Annotated in this window: 23 protein-coding genes and 1 riboswitch; of the genes, 12 read left to right on the top strand and 11 right to left on the bottom strand. The window is 51.1% G+C overall.

Features of this window, described 5'->3' with window-relative positions; translation table 11 throughout:
* Window positions 1–3: 3 nt before the first annotated feature.
* A complete protein-coding gene (locus tag HH301_RS04825; protein WP_169567168.1) occupies window positions 4–435 on the top strand; it encodes an NUDIX hydrolase in 432 nt (143 codons plus the stop codon).
* A 193-nt stretch (window positions 436–628) separates the two neighbouring features.
* On the opposite strand, the gene HH301_RS04820 is transcribed toward HH301_RS04825, so the two are convergent.
* A complete protein-coding gene (locus HH301_RS04820) occupies window positions 629–835 on the bottom strand; it encodes a DUF2842 domain-containing protein (protein ID WP_169567166.1) in 207 nt (68 codons plus the stop codon).
* Window positions 836–979: 144 nt separating this feature from the next.
* Between HH301_RS04820 and HH301_RS04815 the strand changes: the two genes are divergently transcribed.
* Genes HH301_RS04815 through HH301_RS04800 form a run of 4 tightly spaced genes read left to right on the top strand, consistent with a single transcriptional unit; the run spans window position 980 to window position 3075 of the window.
* A complete protein-coding gene (locus HH301_RS04815; RefSeq protein WP_169567164.1) occupies window positions 980–1552 on the top strand; it encodes an RNA polymerase sigma factor in 573 nt (190 codons plus the stop codon).
* Window positions 1549–1992 carry a hypothetical protein gene (locus tag HH301_RS04810; RefSeq protein WP_169567162.1) on the top strand — a complete coding sequence of 148 codons (444 nt, stop codon included), beginning with the start codon at window positions 1549–1551 and terminating at the stop codon, window positions 1990–1992. Before HH301_RS04815 ends, HH301_RS04810 begins: the two co-directional genes overlap by 4 nt.
* On the top strand, window positions 1985–2455 hold the full coding sequence (locus HH301_RS04805; RefSeq protein WP_169567160.1) for a periplasmic heavy metal sensor: 471 nt from the start codon (window positions 1985–1987) through the stop codon (window positions 2453–2455). The genes HH301_RS04810 and HH301_RS04805 overlap by 8 nt, the downstream gene beginning before the upstream one ends.
* Window positions 2452–3075 (top strand): DUF938 domain-containing protein, encoded by a 624-nt coding sequence (locus tag HH301_RS04800; protein WP_169567158.1) that lies wholly within the window; start codon window positions 2452–2454, stop codon window positions 3073–3075. The genes HH301_RS04805 and HH301_RS04800 overlap by 4 nt, the downstream gene beginning before the upstream one ends.
* A 104-nt stretch (window positions 3076–3179) precedes the next feature.
* On the opposite strand, the gene groL is transcribed toward HH301_RS04800, so the two are convergent.
* Window positions 3180–4835, bottom strand: a complete 1656-nt coding sequence (gene groL / locus HH301_RS04795; RefSeq protein ID WP_169569493.1) for a chaperonin GroEL — start codon at window positions 4833–4835, stop codon at window positions 3180–3182.
* Window positions 4836–4866: 31 nt separating this feature from the next.
* Window positions 4867–5154 (bottom strand): co-chaperone GroES, encoded by a 288-nt coding sequence (gene groES / locus HH301_RS04790; RefSeq protein WP_169567156.1) that lies wholly within the window; start codon window positions 5152–5154, stop codon window positions 4867–4869.
* 274 nt (window positions 5155–5428) lie between these two features.
* On the opposite strand from groES, the gene argS reads away from it, so the two are divergent.
* Window positions 5429–7198: an arginine--tRNA ligase gene (argS, locus tag HH301_RS04785; protein ID WP_169567154.1), complete on the top strand. Its 1770-nt coding sequence runs from the start codon at window positions 5429–5431 to the stop codon at window positions 7196–7198.
* Between the two features lie 2 nt (window positions 7199–7200).
* On the opposite strand, the gene sigJ is transcribed toward argS, so the two are convergent.
* The 5 genes from sigJ to HH301_RS04760 all read right to left on the bottom strand — a co-directional run bounded on the left by sigJ (window position 7201) and on the right by HH301_RS04760 (window position 11273).
* Entirely contained in the window at window positions 7201–8088 is an 888-nt protein-coding gene (gene sigJ / locus HH301_RS04780; protein WP_169567152.1) for an RNA polymerase sigma factor SigJ, read from the bottom strand.
* Complete coding sequence (locus HH301_RS04775; RefSeq protein ID WP_169567150.1) at window positions 8078–8614, bottom strand: carboxymuconolactone decarboxylase family protein; 537 nt, start codon at window positions 8612–8614, stop codon at window positions 8078–8080. Before HH301_RS04775 ends, sigJ begins: the two co-directional genes overlap by 11 nt.
* Window positions 8615–8728: 114 nt before the next feature.
* Window positions 8729–10318 carry a gamma-glutamyltransferase gene (gene ggt / locus HH301_RS04770; protein ID WP_169567148.1) on the bottom strand — a complete coding sequence of 530 codons (1590 nt, stop codon included), beginning with the start codon at window positions 10316–10318 and terminating at the stop codon, window positions 8729–8731.
* Between the two features lie 100 nt (window positions 10319–10418).
* Entirely contained in the window at window positions 10419–10640 is a 222-nt protein-coding gene (locus tag HH301_RS04765) for a DUF4170 domain-containing protein (RefSeq protein WP_169567146.1), read from the bottom strand.
* Between the two features lie 138 nt (window positions 10641–10778).
* A complete protein-coding gene (locus HH301_RS04760; protein ID WP_169567144.1) occupies window positions 10779–11273 on the bottom strand; it encodes a hypothetical protein in 495 nt (164 codons plus the stop codon).
* Window positions 11274–11509: 236 nt separating this feature from the next.
* Between HH301_RS04760 and HH301_RS17850 the strand changes: the two genes are divergently transcribed.
* Window positions 11510–13315, top strand: a complete 1806-nt coding sequence (locus HH301_RS17850; protein ID WP_169567142.1) for an adenylate/guanylate cyclase domain-containing protein — start codon at window positions 11510–11512, stop codon at window positions 13313–13315.
* 6 nt (window positions 13316–13321) lie between these two features.
* Here the strand turns inward: HH301_RS17850 and HH301_RS04750 are convergent, their stop codons facing one another.
* On the bottom strand, window positions 13322–14140 hold the full coding sequence (locus tag HH301_RS04750; protein WP_169567140.1) for a NifU family protein: 819 nt from the start codon (window positions 14138–14140) through the stop codon (window positions 13322–13324).
* Between the two features lie 331 nt (window positions 14141–14471).
* Here HH301_RS04750 and HH301_RS04745 point away from each other — a divergent pair, with 331 nt between their 5' ends.
* The 5 genes from HH301_RS04745 to folE all read left to right on the top strand — a co-directional run bounded on the left by HH301_RS04745 (window position 14472) and on the right by folE (window position 19265).
* A complete protein-coding gene (locus HH301_RS04745) occupies window positions 14472–15662 on the top strand; it encodes a GGDEF domain-containing protein (protein ID WP_169567138.1) in 1191 nt (396 codons plus the stop codon).
* Between the two features lie 227 nt (window positions 15663–15889).
* A riboswitch (SAM riboswitch) is annotated at window positions 15890–15968 on the top strand.
* A gap of 40 nt (window positions 15969–16008) precedes the next feature.
* Window positions 16009–17205, top strand: coding sequence for an O-succinylhomoserine sulfhydrylase (gene metZ / locus HH301_RS04740; protein WP_169567136.1), 1197 nt, complete (start codon window positions 16009–16011; stop codon window positions 17203–17205).
* A 103-nt stretch (window positions 17206–17308) separates the two neighbouring features.
* Entirely contained in the window at window positions 17309–18124 is an 816-nt protein-coding gene (locus HH301_RS04735) for an OmpA family protein (RefSeq protein WP_169567134.1), read from the top strand.
* 111 nt (window positions 18125–18235) lie between these two features.
* A complete protein-coding gene (apaG, locus tag HH301_RS04730) occupies window positions 18236–18643 on the top strand; it encodes a Co2+/Mg2+ efflux protein ApaG (protein WP_169567132.1) in 408 nt (135 codons plus the stop codon).
* Window positions 18644–18686: 43 nt separating this feature from the next.
* Window positions 18687–19265 carry a GTP cyclohydrolase I FolE gene (folE, locus tag HH301_RS04725; RefSeq protein WP_169567129.1) on the top strand — a complete coding sequence of 193 codons (579 nt, stop codon included), beginning with the start codon at window positions 18687–18689 and terminating at the stop codon, window positions 19263–19265.
* A gap of 14 nt (window positions 19266–19279) precedes the next feature.
* Here folE and HH301_RS04720 read toward each other — a convergent pair whose 3' ends face one another.
* Both HH301_RS04720 and HH301_RS04715 read right to left on the bottom strand, forming a co-directional pair.
* On the bottom strand, window positions 19280–22387 hold the full coding sequence (locus HH301_RS04720) for an efflux RND transporter permease subunit (RefSeq protein ID WP_169567127.1): 3108 nt from the start codon (window positions 22385–22387) through the stop codon (window positions 19280–19282).
* Window positions 22387–23640 (bottom strand): efflux RND transporter periplasmic adaptor subunit, encoded by a 1254-nt coding sequence (locus HH301_RS04715; RefSeq protein WP_169567126.1) that lies wholly within the window; start codon window positions 23638–23640, stop codon window positions 22387–22389. Before HH301_RS04715 ends, HH301_RS04720 begins: the two co-directional genes overlap by 1 nt.
* Between the last annotated feature and the right edge of the window lie 67 nt (window positions 23641–23707).

The following is a 23707-nucleotide window of genomic DNA, read 5'->3' as shown; positions in this document are numbered from 1 at the left end:
GTCATGAGCCGGGAATATCCAGCCCGTCCCTATTGCTGCCTGTGCGCAGTGGTTTGGAGGGATGATGAGTTTCTGCTGATCAAGCGGGGGAAAGAGCCCTCCAAAGGAGACTGGTATCTGCCGGGCGGCGCACAAAGTCTGGGCGAAACGGCAGAAATTGGCGTTCGCCGGGAAGTGTTGGAGGAGACGGATATCACCGCTGAGGTTGGCCCCCTCATTGATCTGATCGAAGTGATTGAGGAGGATGACGCGTCAAAAACACGCTTTCATTTTTCCATTCTGGTGTTTGTCGCACGCTATGTGAACGGTACCTTGCAGGCCGGGGATGACGCCGAGGACGCGAAGTGGATTGCCTACGCGGATCTATATTCGCTGGACCTTTCTGAGGGCACCGTTCAGGCCGTTGAAAAATCACGTGCGCACAGAACTTTCTAAGCCCCTCTTATTTTCTCAAAAAAGCAATAAATTTTAGGCTTTCATAGTAGAAATTTTTAATGTGATGCCTATATCAATATTAGTGTGAGTAATTAGAGATTTGCTAATCAGTGAGAAACTCCCCTCTCCCACTGATAAGCTGATCCAGCCGGGCCGATACCCCCCCTCTCGGTCCGGCTTCTTTTTTGCTCCATCACTGGGAAGAATCATCTCCAGGCAACATCAGTCGGACCAGCGACTTGGCCGGAAAAATCCAGACGATACCAGCGATTGGATAAAAGATAAGCTCTACCCAGCGATTATCCGGCAGGACATGTACCGCAAGCAACATCACCGCAAACACATAAACAGTGATGAAGACCAGAAACAGAAAGAGGCCCAGTAACTTTTTTCTTTTCATCTTAAATTCTCCATGCGGAGCTTGTATCGTTTCAGGGTGAAAATGAAAAGCCTCTTTCCATGAGCAAATTAAATCGACGGAATATGCTCTCTGACCCGTTTAAGGCTAAAGCCTTGGCAAAAAAGTAGGCAGAATTCGTAGCGAATGCAAAGTGAAGACCTAAGACGGCAGGATGCTGACCTGATGGCAAAAGTTGCCAAAGGCGACATGAAGGCCTGTAGAGACCTCTGTTCAGCACATATGAACAGGGCCTATTCGGTTGCCTATATGATGCTCGGAAATGCCAGCCACAGCGAGGATGTGGTACAGGATGCTTTTTTAAGACTTTGGAAAATAGCCCCCAAATGGCAGGCCAAAGCGCAAATTTCAACCTGGCTGCACACGGTCATTCATAATCTTTGCATTGATCGGCTGCGAAAGGAAAACCGCTTTTCCGATGGGGAAATGCCGGAAATTGAGGATCCGGCGCCGGATCCACTGGAACAGAGGCAAAGAGATCAGGTAAACGATCAGGTCCAGCAGGCGATCCAGCAACTTCCTGCGCGGCAGCGCGTTGCTGTCACACTGGTCCATTTCGAAGAGTGTTCAAATATCGATGCCGCGGCCAAAATGGATATCTCTGTCGATGCCCTTGAATCCCTGCTGGCACGAGGGCGCCGCAAATTACGCGAACTATTGACCCCTCAACGGGGTGAGCTAGGTGGAGTTGTCAAATGACTCAGTCAGAAACAGAAAAAATGAACCGCTTGAACCATCTGCTGGACAGTTACGGGGCCGACCCCGAAAAATGGCCAGAGGCAGATCGCGCGCTTTATTCCCTGATTGCCACAAACCCTGCCTTGTCCGATCGCCTTGCAGAAGCCAAAGCTGTGGACCTGTTTTTAAATCAGGTGGCGCCGCAATCAGCACCCGCCTTTTTGATGGGCAAGGTCATGGCCGATGCGGAAGAAACGCTCACATCCCCCTCCCTTCGGGATTTCCTCCGGGACCTGTTATCCCCGGCACCAATTGGGGGCTTGATCGCGGCGGCCTGTCTCGGAATTTTAATTGGCAGTTACAGCCTGGAATTCTTGATACAAGATAATTTACAAAGTTACGATGCCCTGACCCAGTCAGGATCTGTTTCCGATTGGTTTGGAGATTTAAACAATGGCTAAATCCCGTATTTTCAAGATTGTCCTGATTATCTCCCTCTTGATCAATTTGATGGCAATTGGATTTATCGGTGCGCAGTGGTTTCGCCATGGTCACCACAAAGGCGGACTTGGCGGAATGATGTTTGATCGGCGTGCCGCCATGTCGACGCTGGATGGGTCCTACCGATCGACAGTGCACGATATCTGGCATCAGCGGAGAGACAAAATTCGTGGGGAAATCCGCAATATTATTGCCCATAATCACAAGCTGGCGGAACTGCTGTCAGAAGATCCGCTGGACGAAGACGCGATCGCGCGAGAATATGACAACATTGTTCAATATAAGCGACTGGCAGAAAATACGTTCTTCACGACCTTGCTGGAAACAGCCAAGTCCTTATCGCCCGATCAACGCAAAGCGTTTTTCGGCGAGGGCTTTCCCAGATGGTCCCGATGGAGACACGAGAAAGAAGAAAACGAGTGAGTGATAACCGACAATTTGCCCCTGCTGCGGAAAGAAACCGCGACCCGATCCTTTCCGTTTTAAAAGACCTTTTGGAGGGAAGCGAAACTGTTCTTGAGATTGCCTCGGGCACCGGGGAGCATGCCGTCCACTTTGCCAGCGCCTTTCCAGATGTGACCTGGCAGCCGACCAACTTTGATGATGAACATTTTACCAGCGCAGAAGCCTGGCGCGAGCATGCGGGGCTTGCCAATATCAAGCCAACCTTGCGATTGGATGCCTGCGCAAACCCGTGGCCGGTGGAGGCGCCTGATTATGAGCATCGCGATATTTCGGCCATCTTCAATGCAAACATGATCCACATTTCCCCCTGGGAAGTGACGCTGGGTCTCTTTAACGGGGCATCGCGGATCCTGTCACCTGGAAACCTGATGATCCTTTATGGGCCTTACAAAGTGGATGGAGAACATACAGCCGACAGCAACAAAAAGTTTGAAGACTGGCTGAAAGGACTGAACCCAGGATTTGGTATTCGCGATATTGGGGAAGTTTCAGAGGTCGCGAAGAAAGAAGGGCTGCATCATCGGCAGAGCATTGCTATGCCTGCCAATAACTTCATTCAGGTGTTTCAGAAATCCTGACCTGATAAAAGGCTAAGCTTGCGGCTGAGACTATGGCTCAAGATAAAGAAAAAGGGCTGCGAAATTCGCAGCCCTTCTCTTTTGGATAAACGGTTGGGGATGGCTTAGAAGCCGCCCATTCCGCCCATGCCGCCCATGCCGCCCATGTCAGGCATTGCAGGTGCGCCACCACTGTCTTTGGATGGAGCTTCAGTTACAGTTGCTTCTGTTGTGATCAACAGACCTGCGATTGAAGCTGCGTCTTCCAGAGCTGTCCGAACCACTTTAGCTGGGTCAACAACACCGTCGTTCAGCAGGTTGCCGTAAACACCTGTCTGAGCGTTGAAACCGAATGTGATTTCGTTCTGCTCAAGCAGTTTACCAGCAACAACACCACCGTCTTCACCAGCGTTTTCAGCGATCTGACGAGCAGGAGCCTGCAGAGCGCGTGCGATGATTTTAACACCAGCAGTCTGGTCAGCGTTCGCGCCTTCAAGACCAGCCAGAGCGCGAGAAGCGTACAGAAGTGCAGTACCACCACCTGGAACGATACCTTCTTCAACAGCAGCGCGAGTAGCGTGCAGGGCATCGTCAACGCGGTCTTTGCGTTCTTTCACTTCAACTTCAGTTGCACCGCCAACTTTGATCACGGCAACACCACCGGCGAGTTTCGCCAGACGTTCCTGAAGTTTTTCACGATCGTAGTCAGAAGAAGTTTCTTCGATCTGAGCTTTGATCTGACCGCAACGAGCTTCGATGTCCTCTTTAGCGCCAGCGCCGTCAACAATTGTGGTTTCTTCTTTGGAGATTGTAACGGATTTCGCTGTACCCAGCATGTCCAGAGTTACATTTTCCAGTTTGATGCCCAGCTCTTCAGAGATCAGTTCACCGTTTGTGAGAACAGCGATGTCTTCGAGCATTGCTTTACGGCGATCACCGAAGCCTGGAGCTTTAACAGCAGCGATTTTCAGGCCACCGCGCAGTTTGTTGACAACCAGAGTTGCCAGCGCTTCGCCTTCGATGTCTTCTGCGATGATCAGGAGTGGTTTACCAGCCTGAACAACAGCTTCCAGAATTGGCAGCATTGGCTGCAGGTTTGTCAGTTTTTTCTCGTGCAGAAGGATGTATGGGTTTTCCATTTCTGCAATCATTTTTTCCGCGTTTGTCACGAAGTATGGTGACAGGTAACCACGGTCGAACTGCATACCTTCAACAACGTCCAGCTCTGTTTCCAAGCCTTTAGCTTCTTCAACAGTGATAACGCCTTCGTTGCCAACTTTCTGCATTGCTTCTGCAATGATGGAGCCAATTTCAGCTTCACCGTTTGCGGAGATTGTACCAACCTGAGAAACTTCTTCGCCGCCAGAAACTGGTTTTGAACCGGCTTTGATGTTTTCAACTGCTTTTGCAACAGCAAGATCAATACCGCGTTTCAGGTCCATTGGGTTCATGCCTGCAGCAACTGCTTTCAGGCCTTCCTGAACGATAGACTGAGCCAGAACTGTCGCTGTTGTTGTACCGTCACCAGCAATGTCGTTGGTTTTGGAAGCAACTTCGCGAACCATCTGAGCGCCCATGTTCTGGAGCTTATCTTCAAGTTCGATTTCTTTTGCGACAGAAACACCGTCTTTGGTCACACGTGGTGCGCCGAAAGATTTGTCGAGGACAACGTTCCGGCCTTTTGGACCCAGTGTTACTTTCACTGCATCAGCAAGAGTGTTCACGCCTTTGAGAATCTCAGCGCGTGCATCTGTACCGAATTTAACTACTTTTGCCATTATATTAGTTCCCTAATCTTCGTGTTGTCGCCGGTTAGCCCAAGATGCCCATGATGTCGGACTCTTTCATGATCAACAGTTCTTCACCGTTGAGCTTGACTTCTGTTCCGGACCATTTACCGAACATAACTTTGTCGCCAACTTTGACGTCAAGTGGACGAACGGAGCCATCTTCTTTAATCGCGCCGCCGCCGACTGCAACAACTTCACCTTCAGAAGGTTTTTCCTGAGCGCTGTCGACGAGAATAATTCCGCCAGCTGTTTTTTCTTCGCTTTCCACGCGCTTTACCAGCACACGATCATGCAATGGACGAAATGACATTAAACTCTCCCAAATAATGAGTTCTAATGAGAATATAGATCTTCTGTTAGCACTCACCCATTGAGAGTGCTAACAATTGCCTCTTCGATTTAGGAGGTGTTGCTTTGAGAGTCAAGAAGTGCATGAAAAAAAGTTGGAGATTCGAGAATAATTTCATCTGAATCTTGGGAATCTCTTGGCGAAATGCCGAAATTCCGATAGAAGACGCCCCAAAGCGGAACGCTTGATGCAGCATCCGTAACAAATTCATTCATTGACAGTCAAGGGAAGACCCGTGGCCCAATCACTTCTTGTTCAGCTTAGTACCCGTGTCGGACAAGCCTTTGAAAAACTCGACCTTGATCCAGCGCTTGGAAAGATTGTCAGAGCCCAGCGCAAAGAGATGGGCCAGTTTCAGTGCAACGGTGCACTAGCCGCTGCCAAACAGGCGAAGAAAAATCCGCGTGAGATCGCCGAGGCTGTCGTTGCAGAACTTGAAAAGGACGGCAGCTTTCAGGACCTGACAACCGGTGGCCCCGGGTTCATCAATATGAACCTGACCGATGCTTCCCTGACAGCACATTTTAATGAACTGGCCGATGATCCCTCTTTCGGGGCCAAAGATGGCGTGACACCGGAAACTGTTATTCTGGATTATGGCGGACCGAATGTGGCGAAAGCCATGCATGTGGGTCATTTGCGAGCCACCATTATCGGGGAATCTTTACGCCGGCTGAACGTGTTTCTTGGCCATAAGACTATCAGCGATGTGCATTTTGGCGACTGGGGCCTGCCCATGGGATTGCTGATTAAGGAAATTGAGCTGTCCAACCCAGAGCTGCCCTATTTCGATCCGGCCTTTGAAGGACCATATCCGGATACGTCTCCTGTCACCGTGGATGAGCTGCAGGTTCTATACCCGCAAGCCTCCAGCCGGAGTAAAGAAGATCCAGAGTTTCTGGAAGCCGCCCGGCTTGCAACTTTTGAGCTGCAACAGGGCCGCGTGGGTTACAAGGCCCTTTGGCAGCATATGCTGGATATCTCCATTGCGGAAACCAAGGTGGATTTTGACCTACTGGGCGCCCACTTCACCGAATGGAAGGGTGAGGCCGATACCAATGATCATATCCCTGCCATGCTCAAACGCTATGCGGATGAGGGATATTCAGAAATTTCTGACGGCGCCACAGTCGTTCGCGTCGAAGAAGACGACGACAAAAAGGAAATGCCGCCCCTGATCTTGCAAAAATCGGACGGCGCGGTCATGTATGGCACAACAGATCTTGCCACCATTGAACTTCGTGAAGAAGAACATCACCCTGACAAAATTCTCTATGTGGTGGATGCCCGCCAGAGCCTGCATTTTGAACAGGTCTTCCGCGCGGCCCGCAAAGGCAAGAGCCTGCGTGATACTGTGCATCTGGAACATGTGGGCTTTGGTACCGTCAATGGAAAAGACGGCAAACCGCTGAAAACCCGGGACGGCGGTGTTGTCCGCCTGAGATCCCTGATCGACGATGCCATCAGCGAAGCCCGTAAGGTTGTAAACGAAGCTGGAATGGCCGAAAAATTTGGTGCAGAAGAGCTTGAGAATATTGCGACCAAGGTCGGTGTTGCCGCTATTAAATATGCAGATCTGTCTAACCAACGGATGTCCAACTACGTCTTTGATCTAGAGCGGTTTACAAAGTTTGAAGGACGCACAGGCCCCTACCAGATGTATGCGGCGGTTCGGATCAAGTCCATGCTGAGAAAAGCTGAGGAACAAAGCTTGAGCCAAGGGCCGGTTCAGTTGGTGGCGGATGCAGAGCGGAACCTTATCCTTGCGCTTGCAGGGTTACCCGAAGCGGCAAAAGGAGCGGCGGAAAAGAACGCGCCAAATATCCTCTGCGATCATGTCTATGCGTTGACCCAGGAGTTTAACAGCTTCTATCATGACTGCCATGTGCTGGGCGAAAAAGACCCTGCAGTTCGGGCATCGCGGCTAACCCTCTGTGCGATTACCCTTCGCCAGATTGAAGCCGTTCTTCATATCCTCGGCATTGATGTTCCAGAACGGATGTAGGCTCAGGTAAAAGCGGTCAGTTTCTCCGGATTACGGAGACCGTAAAAGGTAGTGATCAGGCCGTTTTCCTCCAGATCAAATGACACGATCTGCAATACCCCCTGCTCATCAATAATTTTGAGGGCAGGGCTTCCGTTGGAGAGGGTGATGTCAATCTCGGATGCCTCAAACAGCTTGAACTTGGACGCCAGCCCCATGATGAAGCGCAAGACCCGATCCTGACCATAAATGGGGTTAATGGCTGCCGGAACTTTCCCGCCACCATCGTTATAGAAGATCACAGTCTCACTGAGTAGATTTTGCAGAGGCTCCAGATTTCCTGTATTGCGGGCCGTTTTAAACACGGTGAGCAGATTTTCAAGATCCGCTTCTCTCGGCTGATAACGAACGCCTTCCTTTTGAATATGTTCCCGCGCGCGCGTCGCGAGCTTTCGGCAGGTTGCGGGTGTGCGCTCGATTATCTCTGCAATTTCATTGAAGGGAACCTCAAAAAGATCATGCAAGAGATAAGCGGCCCGCTCCAGTGGCGTCAGCCTTTCCAGCACCATCATCAGAGCGTATGAGATATCCTCCTGCTCGTCTGGCGCATCCGAATATTCGTTGAGGCTCCAATTCGCGACAACCGGTTCCGGGAGCCATACCCCTACATAAGACTCCCGATGGCGAGAGACTTTTTTCAGAGCGTCCAAACAGATCCGCGTCACAATTTTCGAAAAATAGGCCATGGGATAGTCAAGATCCGGTTTGCCCGCGGCCTGCCAGCGGATCCAGGCTTCCTGAACCGCATCTTCCGCCTCTGCCACGGTTCCAAGCATGCGATAGGCAAGCCGGTGAAGCTTGCCTTGCAGGTCCAGAAAGACTTGGTCTTTGTTTATCTCTTCAGCTTGCAAGAGACATTTCCTCCAAAAGAACGGAAACGGGTGAACATACGGTCGCAACCCCCAATCCTTTTTTCAGGATTGGATAGAACTGTCCATAGACAACGGCCAAGGATGCATCCCAAAGCCCCCGCTTGCCAAACTCTATTTCAATCTCCCTGATTAACTCCTCAAGCTCCAGACCGTCTTTCAGGACAGCCGTTGCATAGGACCAGCCCAGCTTAATATAGCGGGAGGCCCCGTCCATATCTCCTGTCAAAAGCCGCTTCAGGTCATCCTTTGAGATGCCGGAGCGTTCTGCCATGGTCAGAGTGAGCTTGAGGCACGGCCCGCAATCCCCGATCTGCATGGAGCGAACCTTGATCGCATAGTAAAGATCCAACGGAAGATGCCCGTTGTGATTGGCAAGCGGCATGGCCTTGACATAATAAGACGCTTTTTCAGGATAGATTTCTGCCAATTCCTCCATATAAGACATGTCGTAATTATACTCTGCCCCAAATTCCCGGAACTTCCATTTATAGATATGTTTAAGCATGAGTAGATCTCCTTTCTCAATTAAGGACGAGACAGGGATCTCCAAAGTGACATGGCACAAAAAAAGCGACCCGATTGAGCCGCTTTTTTTTAAAATTCGTATCTGTTGAGCAGATTAATAGGCGAGAGCGTGTCCGTCTTTCCGGGACTCGGTTCCTGCTGCCAGTACGCCATTTTCATGGTCGATCATAATCATCTGACCACCGCCATGCGGCATTTCAGGCGCTTTGATGGTGTAGCCCATATCCGCCAGTTCCTGCTGAACCTCTGGTGCGATGGTTTCTTCCAGCTCCAGCACGCCTGCATTATAAAAGGCACGAGGACATTCGATCGCTTCCTGAACATCCATGCCATAATCCATGATGTTGGAGAGAACATGCGCATGTCCAACAGGCTGATAACCACCGCCCATAACGCCATAGCAATGAGTGGCTTTATCGCCTTTGGTCACCATACCTGGAATAATTGTGTGCATTGGGCGCTTGTTCGGCGCAACGCAATTCCGGTGACCTTTCTCAACCACAAAGCCAGCCCCGCGGTTCTGGAAGATCACACCCGTATCCGGGCAGGCAATGCCAGAGCCGAACGGATGGAACAGGGAATTGATGAAGGAAACGGCCGTGCCATCCTTATCAACTACAGAGAGGTAAACCGTATCTTTGTGTTTATCGAAAGCACCTGCACCGGCCGGATCGCCCGCTTTGCCAACTTCAATATGGCTTCTGAGGTGATCAGCAAATTCTTTGGAGAGAAGCATATCAACGGGCACATCCGCCTGACCCATGTCCGCCACGTAAATATCGCGGGCAAGATAGGCAAGACGGGCAGCTTCTGCCTGCAGGTGAAGACGCTTCGCGCCGACCGGATCCAGTCCCGCAACATCGAAGCCCTTCAGGATGTTCAGCATGATCAGCGCTGTAATGCCCTGGCCGTTTGGCGGGATCTGATGAACATCGTGACCATGGAAGTCTGTGTTGATCAGATCAACAAAGTCAGCCTCGCAATTGCCGAAATCTTCAAGCTGATGGGTTGCCCCGGCTGCATTCAGCGTGGCCACCATCTTCTCAGCCAATTCACCTTCATAAAATGCCGCGCGGCCCTGCTTGGCAATCGCTTTGAGTGTTTGGGCCAGTTTTGGCAGCTTCCAGACAGTTCCCGCACCAGGGGCCTTGCCATTTTTCAGGAATAGACTGGCCGCAGCCGCATTGTTGCTGAGTTTTTCTTCTGTGAGTTTCCAGTCCATGGAGGTCCGCTGGGTAACGGCAAAGCCATTTTCCGCTGCCTCAATCGCAGGGGCCAGAATATCGGCAAAATCCATAGAGCCATATTTGGCATGCAAGGTCACCCAGGCATCAATGGCACCCGGGACCGTAACGGCATGGGGACTGGTCAGTTCAATTTCAGAAATTCCCTGATCCAGCAGCAGATCCGCAGTGAGGGCAGAAGGTGCCCGACCGGACCCATTGAGACCTTCAATCTGGGAAGAGCCTTTCGGTGCGATCAAGGCAAAGCAGTCACCGCCAATACCGGTTTGCATTGGATCAACGACACATTGAACCGCACAAGCGGCAATAGCCGCATCCATCGCATTGCCGCCGCCTTTCAGGATTCCAAGCCCCACCTGAGAGGCGTGAGCACTGGAAGTCGCAATAGCACCATTAAGGCCATAAGTGACGGATCGACCGGGATAGAAGAAATTACGCAAGACTAACCTACCTCTCAAAAATAGAATTGCAGCATCCTAATCCTGCGGCAGCTATGTGCAACCTTCTTTTCGGAGATTTTCACCATTCGGCAAAAAGAGGTTACCAAAGACGAACAATCACATATTTGGTGAAAGCATCATCCACGTTCATCTGACTAGCGGCCCGCCAGGCACTGACTGCCTCAGCATGACTCGTAAAGAACCCTCTCATATCAATGTCTTTCGGGTTCACAAATTCCCGCCCACGCGTATCGGTAACCTTGCCACCGAATACCGCAAATAATTCTTTTTCATTGGCTGCCGCCGCATTTACATCAGTCATATCTAATGCTCATAATCACAAAAATTCAGTCCTCGAACCAGCGCACGCAAGTCCACCACAAATAGATTAATTTATTATTATGAGTTTTGGTGACTTGTAAGGATAACGCTGCGGCAATGCAAGAGATTTCAACGGATTTTATTCTCTTGCCGCAAAGGCGCCAAAGGACAGCACTGCAACCGATAGTAAAGCGTGATAAATATTGAGGCTATCAAACTTGAGAAGCGTTGCCAGCCAATCGCTGCCAAGGCCTGCGCCCACCAGAAAGATAACACCCAGAAACAGAAAAATGCCCGATTTTGGATAGACAAAAAGCTGGTAAAGCGCGCTTAGGCCAAGAACACCGACCACTCCGTACTGTACCTCCTGGCTGATCCGCCAACTATCAGTCAGAAGAACTCCCGTCAGCAGCACGACCAGGATCAAGACAACCCACCAGCCCGCTTTATGAAACTGGGGTGCAAAAATACCCCCAACCGCGGCAACCGCGAAACTGACCAATCCGATGGACCCGGCGAAGGCAGAAAACAGTTTATGATAAGCGGCAAGTCCATTGATCCCAGCATAGACACCTGCCCCCAGGAAGGCGGCAACTCCAATCGCCAGAATTCCAAATGCCCAAGTTAAATTCATGGGAAAGTAAGTCCGGCGGGCTAGAAAAAGCGCCAACAGAGAACTCAAACCCAATACAACTTCGAAGATCACCAAACTGTTCATGCCGGTAGTTGTAAAGTCAAAATTTAATTCTGTCTAATCATGAAAATCTGAAGTAATCATGATATAGCTCACAAGCAGAAAAGTTTTTCATAGCCACAACTTAAATTTAGCGTATTTTACGGGCGCCTAATTTGTGAGGAAACGGCAGGTCTGTGGGTAGAAAATTAATAAATCGCCGCGCGTCCATTGGACTCGTTCTGGCGCTGAGCTTTGGGTCTCTTGTTTTTGTTGCCGTTGTTGCGGTTATGCTGATCAGCCTGTATTCCGGGCTCACCAATACCCGTGAACTCCTGATCAGCAATTCCACAAATCAGCTCGCTGCCATTCGCCAGAATATCACCGGATTGCTGGATCCGATGGAGAACCGGGCTGCAGATATTGCGAAACTGATTTATGAAAATGAAATTGACCCCGAAGATGAAGACGCTTTCGTTCGCGCCCTCAAAACGAGTCTGGTCGGTGCCAATGGCGTAGCCCAGCTTGGGTTTATTTATACGGACTATCGCCTGATCGTGGCGGACCATCAAACAACCAAAGTCACGCGAGCCTCCATCAAGAATGACCTTCTCAGTGTTCGCGAACTGGAAAGACTAAAGAGCGACAAGTTTGGATCCTGGGCACCCCTGGCCTATATCCCGGACATCAAAACAACCATCATGACCTTCCGCCAGCCGGTCAACAAAAACGGTAAGTTTCTGGGAATTGTTTTGATCACAATCCCGACTACCCTGGTCAGCAATGCGGTTAAATCCAGTGAGATGGGCCCGGACGCCAGACGATTTGTCCTTTATGGCAAAGATCATCTGCTGTCCCAGGAAGGCTTTCAGATGGAAGCTACGGGTATCACCATTGGGGAGGTAACCCCGAAACTCAGTGAAATTGACGACCCTGTGCTGTCCTCTATCTGGACGGCGCCGCGAACCCCGTTTCGTCTGTTCAAGGGCGGAGAAGATTTCGACGGGCACTTCACGGATGTGGGGGACCAACGCTACCAGTTTATTTATACCACGCTTGAAGGCTACACGGATTTACCCCTGATCATTGGCTATCAGCTCCCGTTTGAAGATGCCGTCAAACAGATTTCACGGCTGGCATCTGCAGGACTGACCGGTTTGATGATCCTTATCCTGAGCGTTATTCTCGCCTTCTTCATAGGCCGGAAAATTGCCCGGCCTATTAAGTCCCTGTCCCGCGCGTCCCAGCAAATCTCCAACCTGGATTTTCAGAAGGTAGGAAACCTGCCGAGCAGTCGCCTGCGCGAGCTGGATGACGCGGCAACCGCCTATAACACCATGCTGCGCGGGCTGACCTGGTTTGAAAACTATGTCCCCAAAAGCCTTGTCAAAAAACTGATGAGCTCGGGCGACGCCCATTCGGAAACCCGATCCGTTTCAGTGATGTTCACAGATATCGTGAATTTTACACCGATGGCTGAAAACATGTCCTCCGAAGAAGTGGCAAATCTACTGAACGAGCATTTTGAGATTTTGGCCAATTGCATTGAGCAGGAAGACGGCACGCTAGATAAATATATCGGGGATGCTGTAATGGCCTTTTGGGGTGCCCCGGATTATCAGATTGATCACCCGCTGAAAGCCTGCCGCACTGCAATCTGCATTCGAACCGCCATTCGGGCTGAAAACCAGCGGCGTGTGAAGGCAGGCAAGCCGCCAATCCAAATGCGGATCGGCATTCATACCGGGCGACTGGTTGTCGGTAATATCGGGGCGCCGGGACGGCTGAACTATACGGTCGTTGGAGACACCGTAAATGTCGCACAGCGGATTGAACAGCTTGGCAAGACCTTGAACGATGACAAGGACGAAGATGTCCTGATCCTCCTGTCAGACAAGATCGCCAGCGAGGTTCAGGACCAGATCAACGTCGAACCAGTCGGCGAATTTAATGTCAAGGGCCGGGGCACCAAGATCTCTATCTACCGACTTGCAGAGCAGTAAACTGAATTAGGCTGGCTGATAGTAGGGGTTCGTGCCGCCGGCATGATCGGTGACATCAAGGACTTCCTTGATCTTGGGAACCATGGTCATGATTTCCTTGGCAACACCCTGCTTCAATGTCACATCCGCCATCCCGCAGCCTTGGCAACCGCCTTCCAGACGGACGAAGGCCTTTTCTTCCTGCACATCAACAAGGGTGATATGTCCCCCATGCGCAGCAATTGAAGGATTGATCCGCTCCTGCAGGAGATCCCGGATCGCAACCCCTTCCTCGCTTTGCAGGCCGGGACGTGGCAACGCTTCCCGATGATCCAGAACGGCTTTAATCTCAGGAACATAGTGACGCAGCATGTTGGTAATCCCGGTCAGCATTGAAAAGGCTGAACCCTGCATTTTCAGGTACAGGTTACCATCCTTGTAGCTGTGAAAAGCGACGTCGCCGCCAGATTGGGTCACTGCCGGTACAATCCGTGTTTCCAAAAGATCCTTCACCTGATCGATAATTTCGGAGGTGAAATCGTCACCTTCTTCTGTCTCCTGCGACAGCTGGACAGGATCGCCAGATTGAAAATGCGCCATGATCGCCGAAAATACTTCTGTTCGAAGTTCATCCCATTCCCGATCGTCAGTTCTAGCCAGTAATAGGCTATCTGGAAGCAGGGTTACGGATTCAATGCCCGCGACCTGATAAATCCGCGCCGCCAGCGGAGAAATTTCACCAGCAGCATCCCGAGCAACTTCGAGGGACCCTTCGCCCAATACTTCTCGCCCTGGGAAAAATTCCATTTCATTCGGCAAATCACCTGATTGGGTTTGAATAAACATCTCGTCTTCTCAACTTTCCATCTTTTCCCTTCTTACATTGGAGAAGGGAACTCCAACTCATGTTCCTAACATAGGAATAAATGCTTCAAAATTGGAGGGTTATCTTGCCAAATTTTGTGATGGTGAACAAATTCCCGGCGAAAAGAGCCGAAATTAAGCCGCTACCACAACCGGTTTCTGCCCAAAAGCGCTAATCCTTTTGACTGAATCAAATAAACAACACCCTACCCGAATTGTGCGCAAACAAAGGAACAAAGCGATTCGCACATGGTTAATTTTTTGTTAAAGCTCATTCTAGGGATCTCTTTTTAATGCGGGTTTGGAATTACGGATGTCTTGGCTGCGGTCCATCTTCAAGCTTCTAACCGGAGTCAGTGGTGAAAAACTGACGGTGGAGCATATGGGGCGCCTACTGACCTCCGTTAATCATTCCCCGCTGCTGACCCGCAGACGCTCGCTGGTTATTTTATCGCGTATACGGCTGCTCTCCTTTGTTGCGGCAATCCTTATTCTAACCGGGATTTTAATCGACTATATTTATTACGATCCCGAAACTTTTATAAAACTGGCAAGTTTTAGAGGGGCCGCAGCTACGATCCTGTTTATCCTCACCTTTGCCACCCGAAATTCAGACAGCCTTCAAAGCGCCTATCGAGCGCTCTTTATCTTTGTTGGGACAAACGTCATTTATCAGGCGCTCTACCAACCCATCGTGCTGCCAGACTATCTGCAATCCATTGTTGATCTGCCAACAGCAGGATATGCGCTCTACCCCTTCTTGATTGCTGCCTGCTTTGCCCTCTTCCCGCTGAACATCAAGGAAAGCTTTCTGGGGGCGGTTCTGTTTCTCACAGCAGAGCTGTTAATCGTAACGCTGGCAACCACGGACCTGAACCCGCAACCGGGGCTGGGCGTATTGATTGCCCTTTGCAGCGCCTGCGCCCTCTCCTCCTTCTCGGCGATCAGTCAGATGAGTTACATGGTCTCGCTTGTAGAACAGGCATCTGTAGATAGCCTGACCAATTGCTACAGCCGCAATAGCGGTGAAGAAATTCTGGACGTGCAGTTCAGGATCGCCAGCCGGCAGCAAAGCCACCTGTCTGTGGTCTTTCTGGATATCGATAGTTTCAAGGTTATCAACGACCGCTATGGGCATGAAGCCGGTGACAAGGTTTTAACTACCGCTGCCAAGCTGATCCGGCGCAATTTGCGGGAGTCTGACGTTTCCATCCGCTGGGGTGGGGAAGAATTCCTGATGATCCTGCCCCATACAGATGCAGATGGGGCCACACGTGCGATTCGTCGCTTAAGAGCCAGCGGTCTGGGTAAACGCCCCGATGGTAAACCGCTCACTGCAAGCATTGGTATTGCCGAACTGCAAAGCTCAAATGCTGAGACATGGATGGATTTGGTTGAACTGGCTGATGCAGAAATGTACAAAGCCAAGACCAATGGCAAGGATGACTTCCGGGTTTTCATGCCGAAGCCAAAGCCTAAATCAAAAATGTCCAAGACCGCCTAACATCTGGATTTTCTGTGCTCTTAAAAATTCTTCTTCTTGCTTTCGTTGCTCTTTTTATCGGTCGAATCTTCTTTGCCAGAAAATTAAAAGAGATCGGAAAAGCGGCCGATCGCACAGTTAATCTCTGCCTCATTGCCATCGCCATCTATATTGCCCTTCAGATGCTATTTGTCTCTCTTTCCTGAGCTGTTACAGCTTCTCTTGACAGAGAAAAGACGAGGCGTATATTTCAGCCTCGTGGTGATTTGTGCCGACCGGCTTGCGGCCACGTTAATAGAAACGCTAAAAGGTCGGGGCTCGAGAGAACCCTGACTGAGGTCGGGGTCCTACAACCTCGAGGTTAGAAATGGTTAAATTAGACAAGAAAGCAGCAGGACAAGACAACAGGACTGCAACCCAGCTTGTCCGGGGCGGATTAAGACGCTCCCAATTCAAAGAAACATCCGAAGCAATTTTCATGAATTCCGGCTTTGTCTATGACAGTGCCGAGGAAGCCGCTGGCCGTTTTAAAGGCGAAAACGAGGGCTATATCTATTCCCGTTATGCCAACCCAACGATCAGTGTCTTTGAAGACAGAATGCGTCTGCTGGAAGGTGCGGAAGCAGCCATGGCAACGGCGAGCGGGATGGCCGCTGTTAATTCTGCCCTGATGAGTTTTGTCAAAGCGGGCGATCATGTTGTAGCACCAAAGGCCCTGTTTGGATCCTGCCTTTATATTATTGAGGAAGTCTTGCCCCGCTTTGGTGTCGAGGTGACACTGGTCAATGGAACGGATCTGGATCAGTGGAAAACGGCCCTCTCCAAACCCACATCTGCAGTCTTTCTGGAAACACCGTCAAACCCAACGCTGGAAATTGTGGATATCGCTGCAGTATCCGAGCTGGCTCACAAGGTTGGCGCCCGGGTAATTGTAGACAACGTATTTGCCACGGCCATCTACCAGAAACCACTGGAGCTGGGTGCTGATGTGGTGGTCTATTCCGCGACCAAGCATATCGATGGTCAGGGTCGTTGCCTTGGCGGGATCGTCCTTGGATCGGAAGAGTTTGTTGAAGACTACCTGTTTCCTTATGCCAAGCATACAGGCCCTGCCCTCAGCCCGTTTAACGCCTGGAACCTGGTGAAGGGTCTGGAGACATTGGAGCTTCGGGTTGAAAAGCAAACGGATAACGCAGAAAAGATTGCGGAGTTCCTGTCCCAAAGCAGCAAAGTCAAACGGGTGATCCATCCCGGTCGGGATGACCATCCACAAGCAGAACTTGCCAAGAAGCAAATGCGCCGCGGCAGCACGCTGGTAAGTTTTGAACTGGCAGGCTCGCAGGAAGAGACATTCGCCTTCCTGAACAAATTATCCTTGGTGGATATCAGTAATAATCTTGGCGATGCTAAAAGCCTGATCACCCATCCAACGACAACTACCCATTCCAGCGTCAGTGATGACCTGAAAGCAGAACTGGGTATTACCAATAGCTTGGTTCGTCTGTCTGTCGGCCTTGAAAATGTCGATGATTTGATCGCGGATCTGGGTGAGGCCTTGGAATAGACTGGCAGATTTCTGCCACAAAAGAGCCTTCAACTGATCAGGAAGCGGCCCCATGGCTGCCGGATTCAAGAGGCATGATCACTCCTAAATCAAGGAGATGTTCATGCCTCAATCATTCTATAACCGAGCCTATGTGGCCCCTTTGGCTCTTCTGCTGACCGGGCTTGCCCTCAGTGCCTGCGACACAGGCAAATATGAAGAATTACAATCAGCGAAACTAACCAATGGTGCTTTTTCTGCTTCCCTGGCCAAAGAGTACCGGCAGTTTTCAGCATCCGAAATCCGCCAGTATGACTGGCCGGACCAGCAGCATATTGCCCTCAAGGGTCTGGCTGCCGCCAAGGGTCAGCAACCCCTGCCGGAAGATCCAGATAACTGGCGCCTGTCAGAGGATGCAAACACGGAACTTCATCATAAAAGAGCTGACCTGATCGCCTGGCTGAATACGGATGGACGACATTCAAACCCATTGCAATCAGCCCGGGCACAGCGATATTACGATTGCTGGGTAGAGCAAAAAGAAGAGAACTGGCAGCATGATCACATCAAGGCCTGCAAAACTGGGCTGGAAAAAACCCTGCCTGAAAATTGGCAGATCCAGTTCCGCTTTGACAGTGCAAAACTGGAGCCACAAGCTAAATCCATTTTGAAACGAATTGCCCGGGATTGGAAAGCTGATCCAGGAAATTACCTGTTGATCCAAGGACATACCGACAAAACAGGCAGCTATGCCTATAACTACGCCTTGTCGGAGCGGCGAGCAAAGGCGGCTGGTAAGACCTTAGTCAGATTTGGCGTCCCCAAGAATAAACTGCGCTTTCAGGTCTGGGGTAAAGAGCGGTTGCGCCCGTCTTATCAGAAAGCCAACCTGATCGAAGAGAACAAGGTCAATCGGCGGGTAGAGATCTTTAAATACTAATTCAGATCCAATTGGCCCGTCCTACGTATAAGTAAGAGTTGAGCCGATAGGCATTAGCCTCTAGTCTTTGTCGGCAGAGGATCGTTTAAGAGGACGACAGGGCCGGGCAGAATGAATTGGGACAATGCCTATAAAAAAACGACAAAGGGCGTGGAGATCAACGTGGTCCCCACCTTTTTGGCCAATCGTTCCGAGCCGGAAAACAGCCTCTATATCTGGTCCTATCATATCCGGATCATCAATCATTCAGATCAAACAATGACACTCCGGCAACGTAGCTGGCAAATAACCGACGCCAACGGTCACACAGAGACCGTGCGCGGCGAAGGTGTCGTTGGAGAGCAACCGCGCCTTGAGCCGGGCAGATCCTTTGAATATACAAGCGGAACACCTCTTTCCACCCCGTCAGGGATCATGGTTGGCTCCTACGATTTGGAGCTGGAAACCGGCGGGTGGATAATTGCTGAGATTCCGGCGTTTTCTCTGGACAGTCCGCACGAAGGTGCGCCATTAAACTAACCCGATTAATTATCATCTAGCCCCATGAAGATCAGGATTTCCCATGACTGAAAATACTAAACCGACCAAGGAGCAAGCCGAGGAAGCTGTCCGGACTTTGATCCGCTGGGCCGGCGACGACCCCTCACGTGAAGGCCTGCTGGGAACACCAGATCGCGTCGCCCGTTCCTATCTCGAGTTCTTTGCTGGTTATGAAGAAAATCCGGAAGAATATCTGGAGCGGACTTTTGAGGAAGTCGAAGGCTATGATGAGATGATCATCCTCAAAGACATCCGTCTTGAAAGCTATTGCGAACACCACATGGTACCCATCATCGGTGTCGCCCATGTTGCCTATATGCCGGATAACCGGGTGGTTGGAATATCGAAATTGGCACGTGTCGTGGAAGCCTTTGCAAAACGCCTGCAGATCCAGGAAAAACTAACCCAACAGATCGCGGATACCATCGACAAGGCATTGCAGCCCAAAGGTGTTGCCGTGATCATCGAAAGTGCCCATCAATGCATGACCACCCGCGGTGTGCATAAAGACGGCGTGACTATGATCACCAGCAGCATGCTTGGAATGTTCCGAAAATCAGACATTACCCGAAAAGAACTGCTGGCCTTCCTCGGCCGTTAGTTTCCGATCAAACGTCAGGACGGGGTCAGAGATTTTTGACCCCGCCGGAACACGCGGCCAAAATCATCCTGGACCATCAGAAGTGCTGGCACCAAAAACAGCACAAGGAACGTGGCGACCATCAAACCGAAGACCAGTGTGATGGCCATCGGGATCAGGAACTGGGCCTGAAGACTGGTTTCGAACAAAAGCGGTGATAGCCCACCAATTGTTGTCAAAGAAGTGAGTAGCACGGCCCGCAGGCGGTCACATGTGCCGCCAATAATTGCCTCGCGGATCCCTTCTCCATTTGCGAAGCGCTCATCCACCACACTGACCAGAATGATAGAGTTATTGACCAGAATTCCGGCCAAGCCCAATAGCGCGATCAGGGACAGAATGGTGAGGTTAAAGCCCATCAGATAATGCCCCATTATGGCACCCACGATACCGAACGGAATGATGGACATAACCACAATTGGCCGGGTGTAGGAGGCAAAAACCCAGGCAAGGATCAGGTAGATAGACACAAGTCCGATCATTGCACCAAGCTTCATGTCTGCAAGGGTGTCCGCCTGCTCCTCCGCCTTGCCTGCAAAGCGATAAGTCAGCCCGTTAGAAATTGCCAATTGCTCAAGCCCTTCGGCGGGCAGGCGGCCAAGCACTTCATCCGCACTTGTCACCGTTTCATCAATCTCAGCCGTGACGGAAACTTCCCGCACACCATCTTCACGCTTGATCCGGGCAAAGCCCTGCTCAGTGGAGAACGAGACAACCTCACTTAAAGGAACTTCTCTGCCTTCTGCGTTCTGTAGGTAAAAGCCTTGCAGGGCGGAGGCTGAAACAGAGTCCCTGGGATACTGAACCCGGATCGTAACCTCTTCATCACCGCGGGCAAATTTGCGGGCAATGACACCCTCAAAAGCGCCCCTGACCTGATCGGACACATTATCGGTGGTAAATCCCAACGCCCGACCCTTTGGCGTGATGGACAGGATCAGCTCCTGTTTACCAAGCGGTAGATCATCCTCAATCGCAGAGACACCCGGGAACTTTCCAAGCATGACTTTCAGCTCTTCTGCGGCGGCCTTCAGGCGTTCAATCTCGGACCCTTTCAGACGAACATCCAACTCTTTGCCGGGCGGCCCGCCCATTCTTTCGGAGATGGCCACCCGGATCAAACCGGCCATGGGACGGATCTCTGCTTTCCAGGCTTCAATAAACTCCTTGGTCCGGACGGTTCGCTGATCGGCGGAGATGAGTTCCACCTGCATACCAGCACGGTGATCCCCGGAGACGGCTGAGAACTGATCACCGACACTCACCCCAAGCTTGCCAAAGGTCGACTTAATCAGTTTCTGATCCGGCGACAGATCTTTCTCCACCTGATCGAGGGAGCGTTGCAACTCCGCGAGCATGGCGGCTGTTTGCTCCCGCTCAACCCCCGGAGAGAAAACCACATTGGCATTGACCACATCTGCTTCCGGCGCGGGGAAGAAGGTAAAGCCAACACGCCCCCCGGCGATCAATCCAAAAGCAAAAATCAGAACGGCCACCGTTATTGCAAGCGTTGCATAGCGATGAGAGATGGCGCCTTCAACCCAACGGCGGAACAGATGGGTTTGAAAATTATGAAAATACGCATCGAACTTCTGCCGAAAGCGGCTGTCCTGTCCTCTGGATTTCAGGGCGAAGCGCATATGCCCCGGCAGAACCAGAAAGCACTCGATCAGGCTGGCGATCAAAACAGCCACAACAACAAAAGGAATGGCGACGATGATTTGCCCGATAATATCCTGGATCATGAAAATCGGCAGAAACGCCGCAATCGTTGTCAGGCTGGACGCCATAACCGGGGCCAACATACGCAGCGCGCCTTTTTCCGCGGCTTCTTGCGGGGAGAGGCCCTTGCTCCTCAAATGACTGCTGTGCTCACCAACCACAATGGCATCATCCACAATGATACCAAGGCTCATAATAATTGCGAACAAGCTGATCATGTTGATGGACTGACCGCTGAACAGCATCACGCCCATTGTGGCCAAAATCGCAACGGGAACCCCAGCCGCAACCCAGATGGCAACCCGAATGTTCAAAAACAGGAATAAAATCACAAGAACAAGGATCAGACCACTACCCCCGTTGGTCAGAAGCAAACGGATGCGATCCTCAATCAGGCTGGCCTGCACATCAAACTGCTGGATCTCCAATCCTTCCGGCCAGCGATGTTTTTCCTGATCCACATATGTAGAGACGATCTCCGCCGCCTCCAGCGCGTCTGTGGATTGGGACCGCTGTACATAAAGCTCAATTCCAAGATTGCCGTCCTTGAACCCAACTTTACCCCGCTCATCAAAGCCATCCTGCAGCTTGGCGATATCCTTCAAGTAAACCTTTTGACCATTGACGAGGGCGCGGACTTCCAGATTGGAAAGCTCGCTGGCTGTTGTTTTCTGCTCCAGCGAGCGGAGCTGACGCTCATAGGTTCCGCCAAGCGTTCCAAGCGGCACATCACGCGAGTTATCAGCGATAATCCGGGCCACCTCAGTCAATGTCAGGTCATAGCGCTGCAGCTGTTCTTCCGAAACCTCGACCCATAATTCCTCATCCCGCGCCCCAAAAAGGGTGACCTTGTCGACCCCGCGCTCCAGCAGATCGTCGCGAACGGTTTTTGCGATGGATTTGAGGGTTGCCTCAGAGAAAGGACCAGAGACAGAAATCCGGGAAATGGGGTCAAAAATCTCAATCCGCTTGGTGATCGGGGTCTCAATTGTATCCGGGAATGTGGTGATTTGGGCGACGGCCTGCTCTACATCAGACAGGGCCCGCTGCATGTCCGTTCCGGGCTCAAACTCCACAACAACGGTGCTGCTTCCCTCAACAGAGAAAGACCGGACTTCTTTTACGCCATTCAGGAACCGGACCTCCGGCAAAATTGCTGTGGTAATATTGGCATCCACATCTTCTGCGCTTGCCCCTGGCCAAACAATGGAGGCAGTGACTACCTCTGTTCCAAAATCCGGAAAGAACTGGGTGTTTAACCGGGCGAGAGAGAACGCCCCCACGACAATCATGATCATCATCAGAAGGTTTGCGGCGTTCCGGTGCCGGGCAAAGAGGGAGACGAGACGCGGTAAATCCATCAGCGGACCTCAACCTTGATGCCGGGGCCGGCTTCTGCAAAACGGGTGACCAGTAGCTGATCATCGGGACTAAACTCACCGGAAACGATGAGATCCGTACCCTCAACCTGAAGGATTTGAACCTTAACGGGACGCAAGCGACCGTCAACAACCAGATAAACCTTGTCCTTATCGAAAAGCGCATAATCCGGAATACGAACTGCCTTTTCATATTTTGGGCCTTGCATATGAACCTCAACAAAGGCACCGGACCGGATCAGATTGAGATTTTGAGAAGGTGCGAGTTCAGCATAAATCTCGATACCGCCGGTTGCGGCCTGAATTTCCGAACCAAACCGCATGATTTTCCCTGTAAAAGTGAGTTTCTGACGCCCTACCTGCCAGATCACGTCAATGCTTCGTCCTTGCAATGCCTCTCCCGTGGAGAGGAGGGAGCCATATTGGTCATTGGACAATTGAAATTGAACCTCTAGATTTTGCGCATCGATCAGAGTTGCAACCTGATCCTTGGCATCAATTTTCTTACCGAGCTCAACGCTTACCCCCTGCAGATATCCTGAGAAGGGGGCCAGCAAACTGGTATTCGAGCGATCCCGTTCCGCTTTTTTGAGGGAGAGTTCCAATCGTTCAATTGCAGCTTTTTGCTGATTGATGCGGGCCTGTTCAATCTCAAGACCGGCACTCCGTGTTTCCACTTGCTGGCGCTGGCGTTGCAAGGAGGCCTTCACATCATCCAGAGCTTTATCAGATATATTGCCCCTGTCTTTCAAGGCCAATGAGCGGGTCAGGTTTCTCTTTTCAATATCGAGCAGTTCCTGATCCTGCTGAAAGAGCACCCTGTCCGATTTCAGGTTCGCTTCCAATTCGGACAGTCTCGCCCGAGCTTCCAGCAGGCTCGCTTTTGCCTCCTGAACTGCCAGCTCATAATCGAACGGATCGACCTCGATCAGAACCTCACCTTCCTGCACGAAGGCACCGTTCTTAAACCTTTCAGAGACAGAAACAACTTCACCGCCGACCAGGGATCGCAAATCCACATCCCGCTCGGCAATAACCGTTCCATAAACCCGAATTTTGGATTGTACTTGCGCAGGCTCTAGAGCCTGAACAGCCACATTCCAGCTCCGCTCCTCCGGTTCCTTGGTCGCAATCTCGGGCTTGGTTTTCACAAGAACACTAAAGCCGATCACACCAAGGGCAAGGATTGCAATTGGCAACAAGGCTTTCCAGAACATCCGAAAATATCGACCCATGCGTCCTTCTCTCTTATCAGCTGATCATCCTGATCCGTTACGGAACCGTAATATGGTGCGCCATCGA

Origin of the sequence: Sneathiella limimaris, from assembly GCF_012932565.1 — a bacterium.
Taxonomy (GTDB): Bacteria; Pseudomonadota; Alphaproteobacteria; order Sneathiellales; family Sneathiellaceae; genus Sneathiella; species Sneathiella limimaris.
The sequence above is the reverse complement of the archived record's forward strand: the minus strand, read 5'-3'. Positions and strand labels throughout refer to the sequence as shown.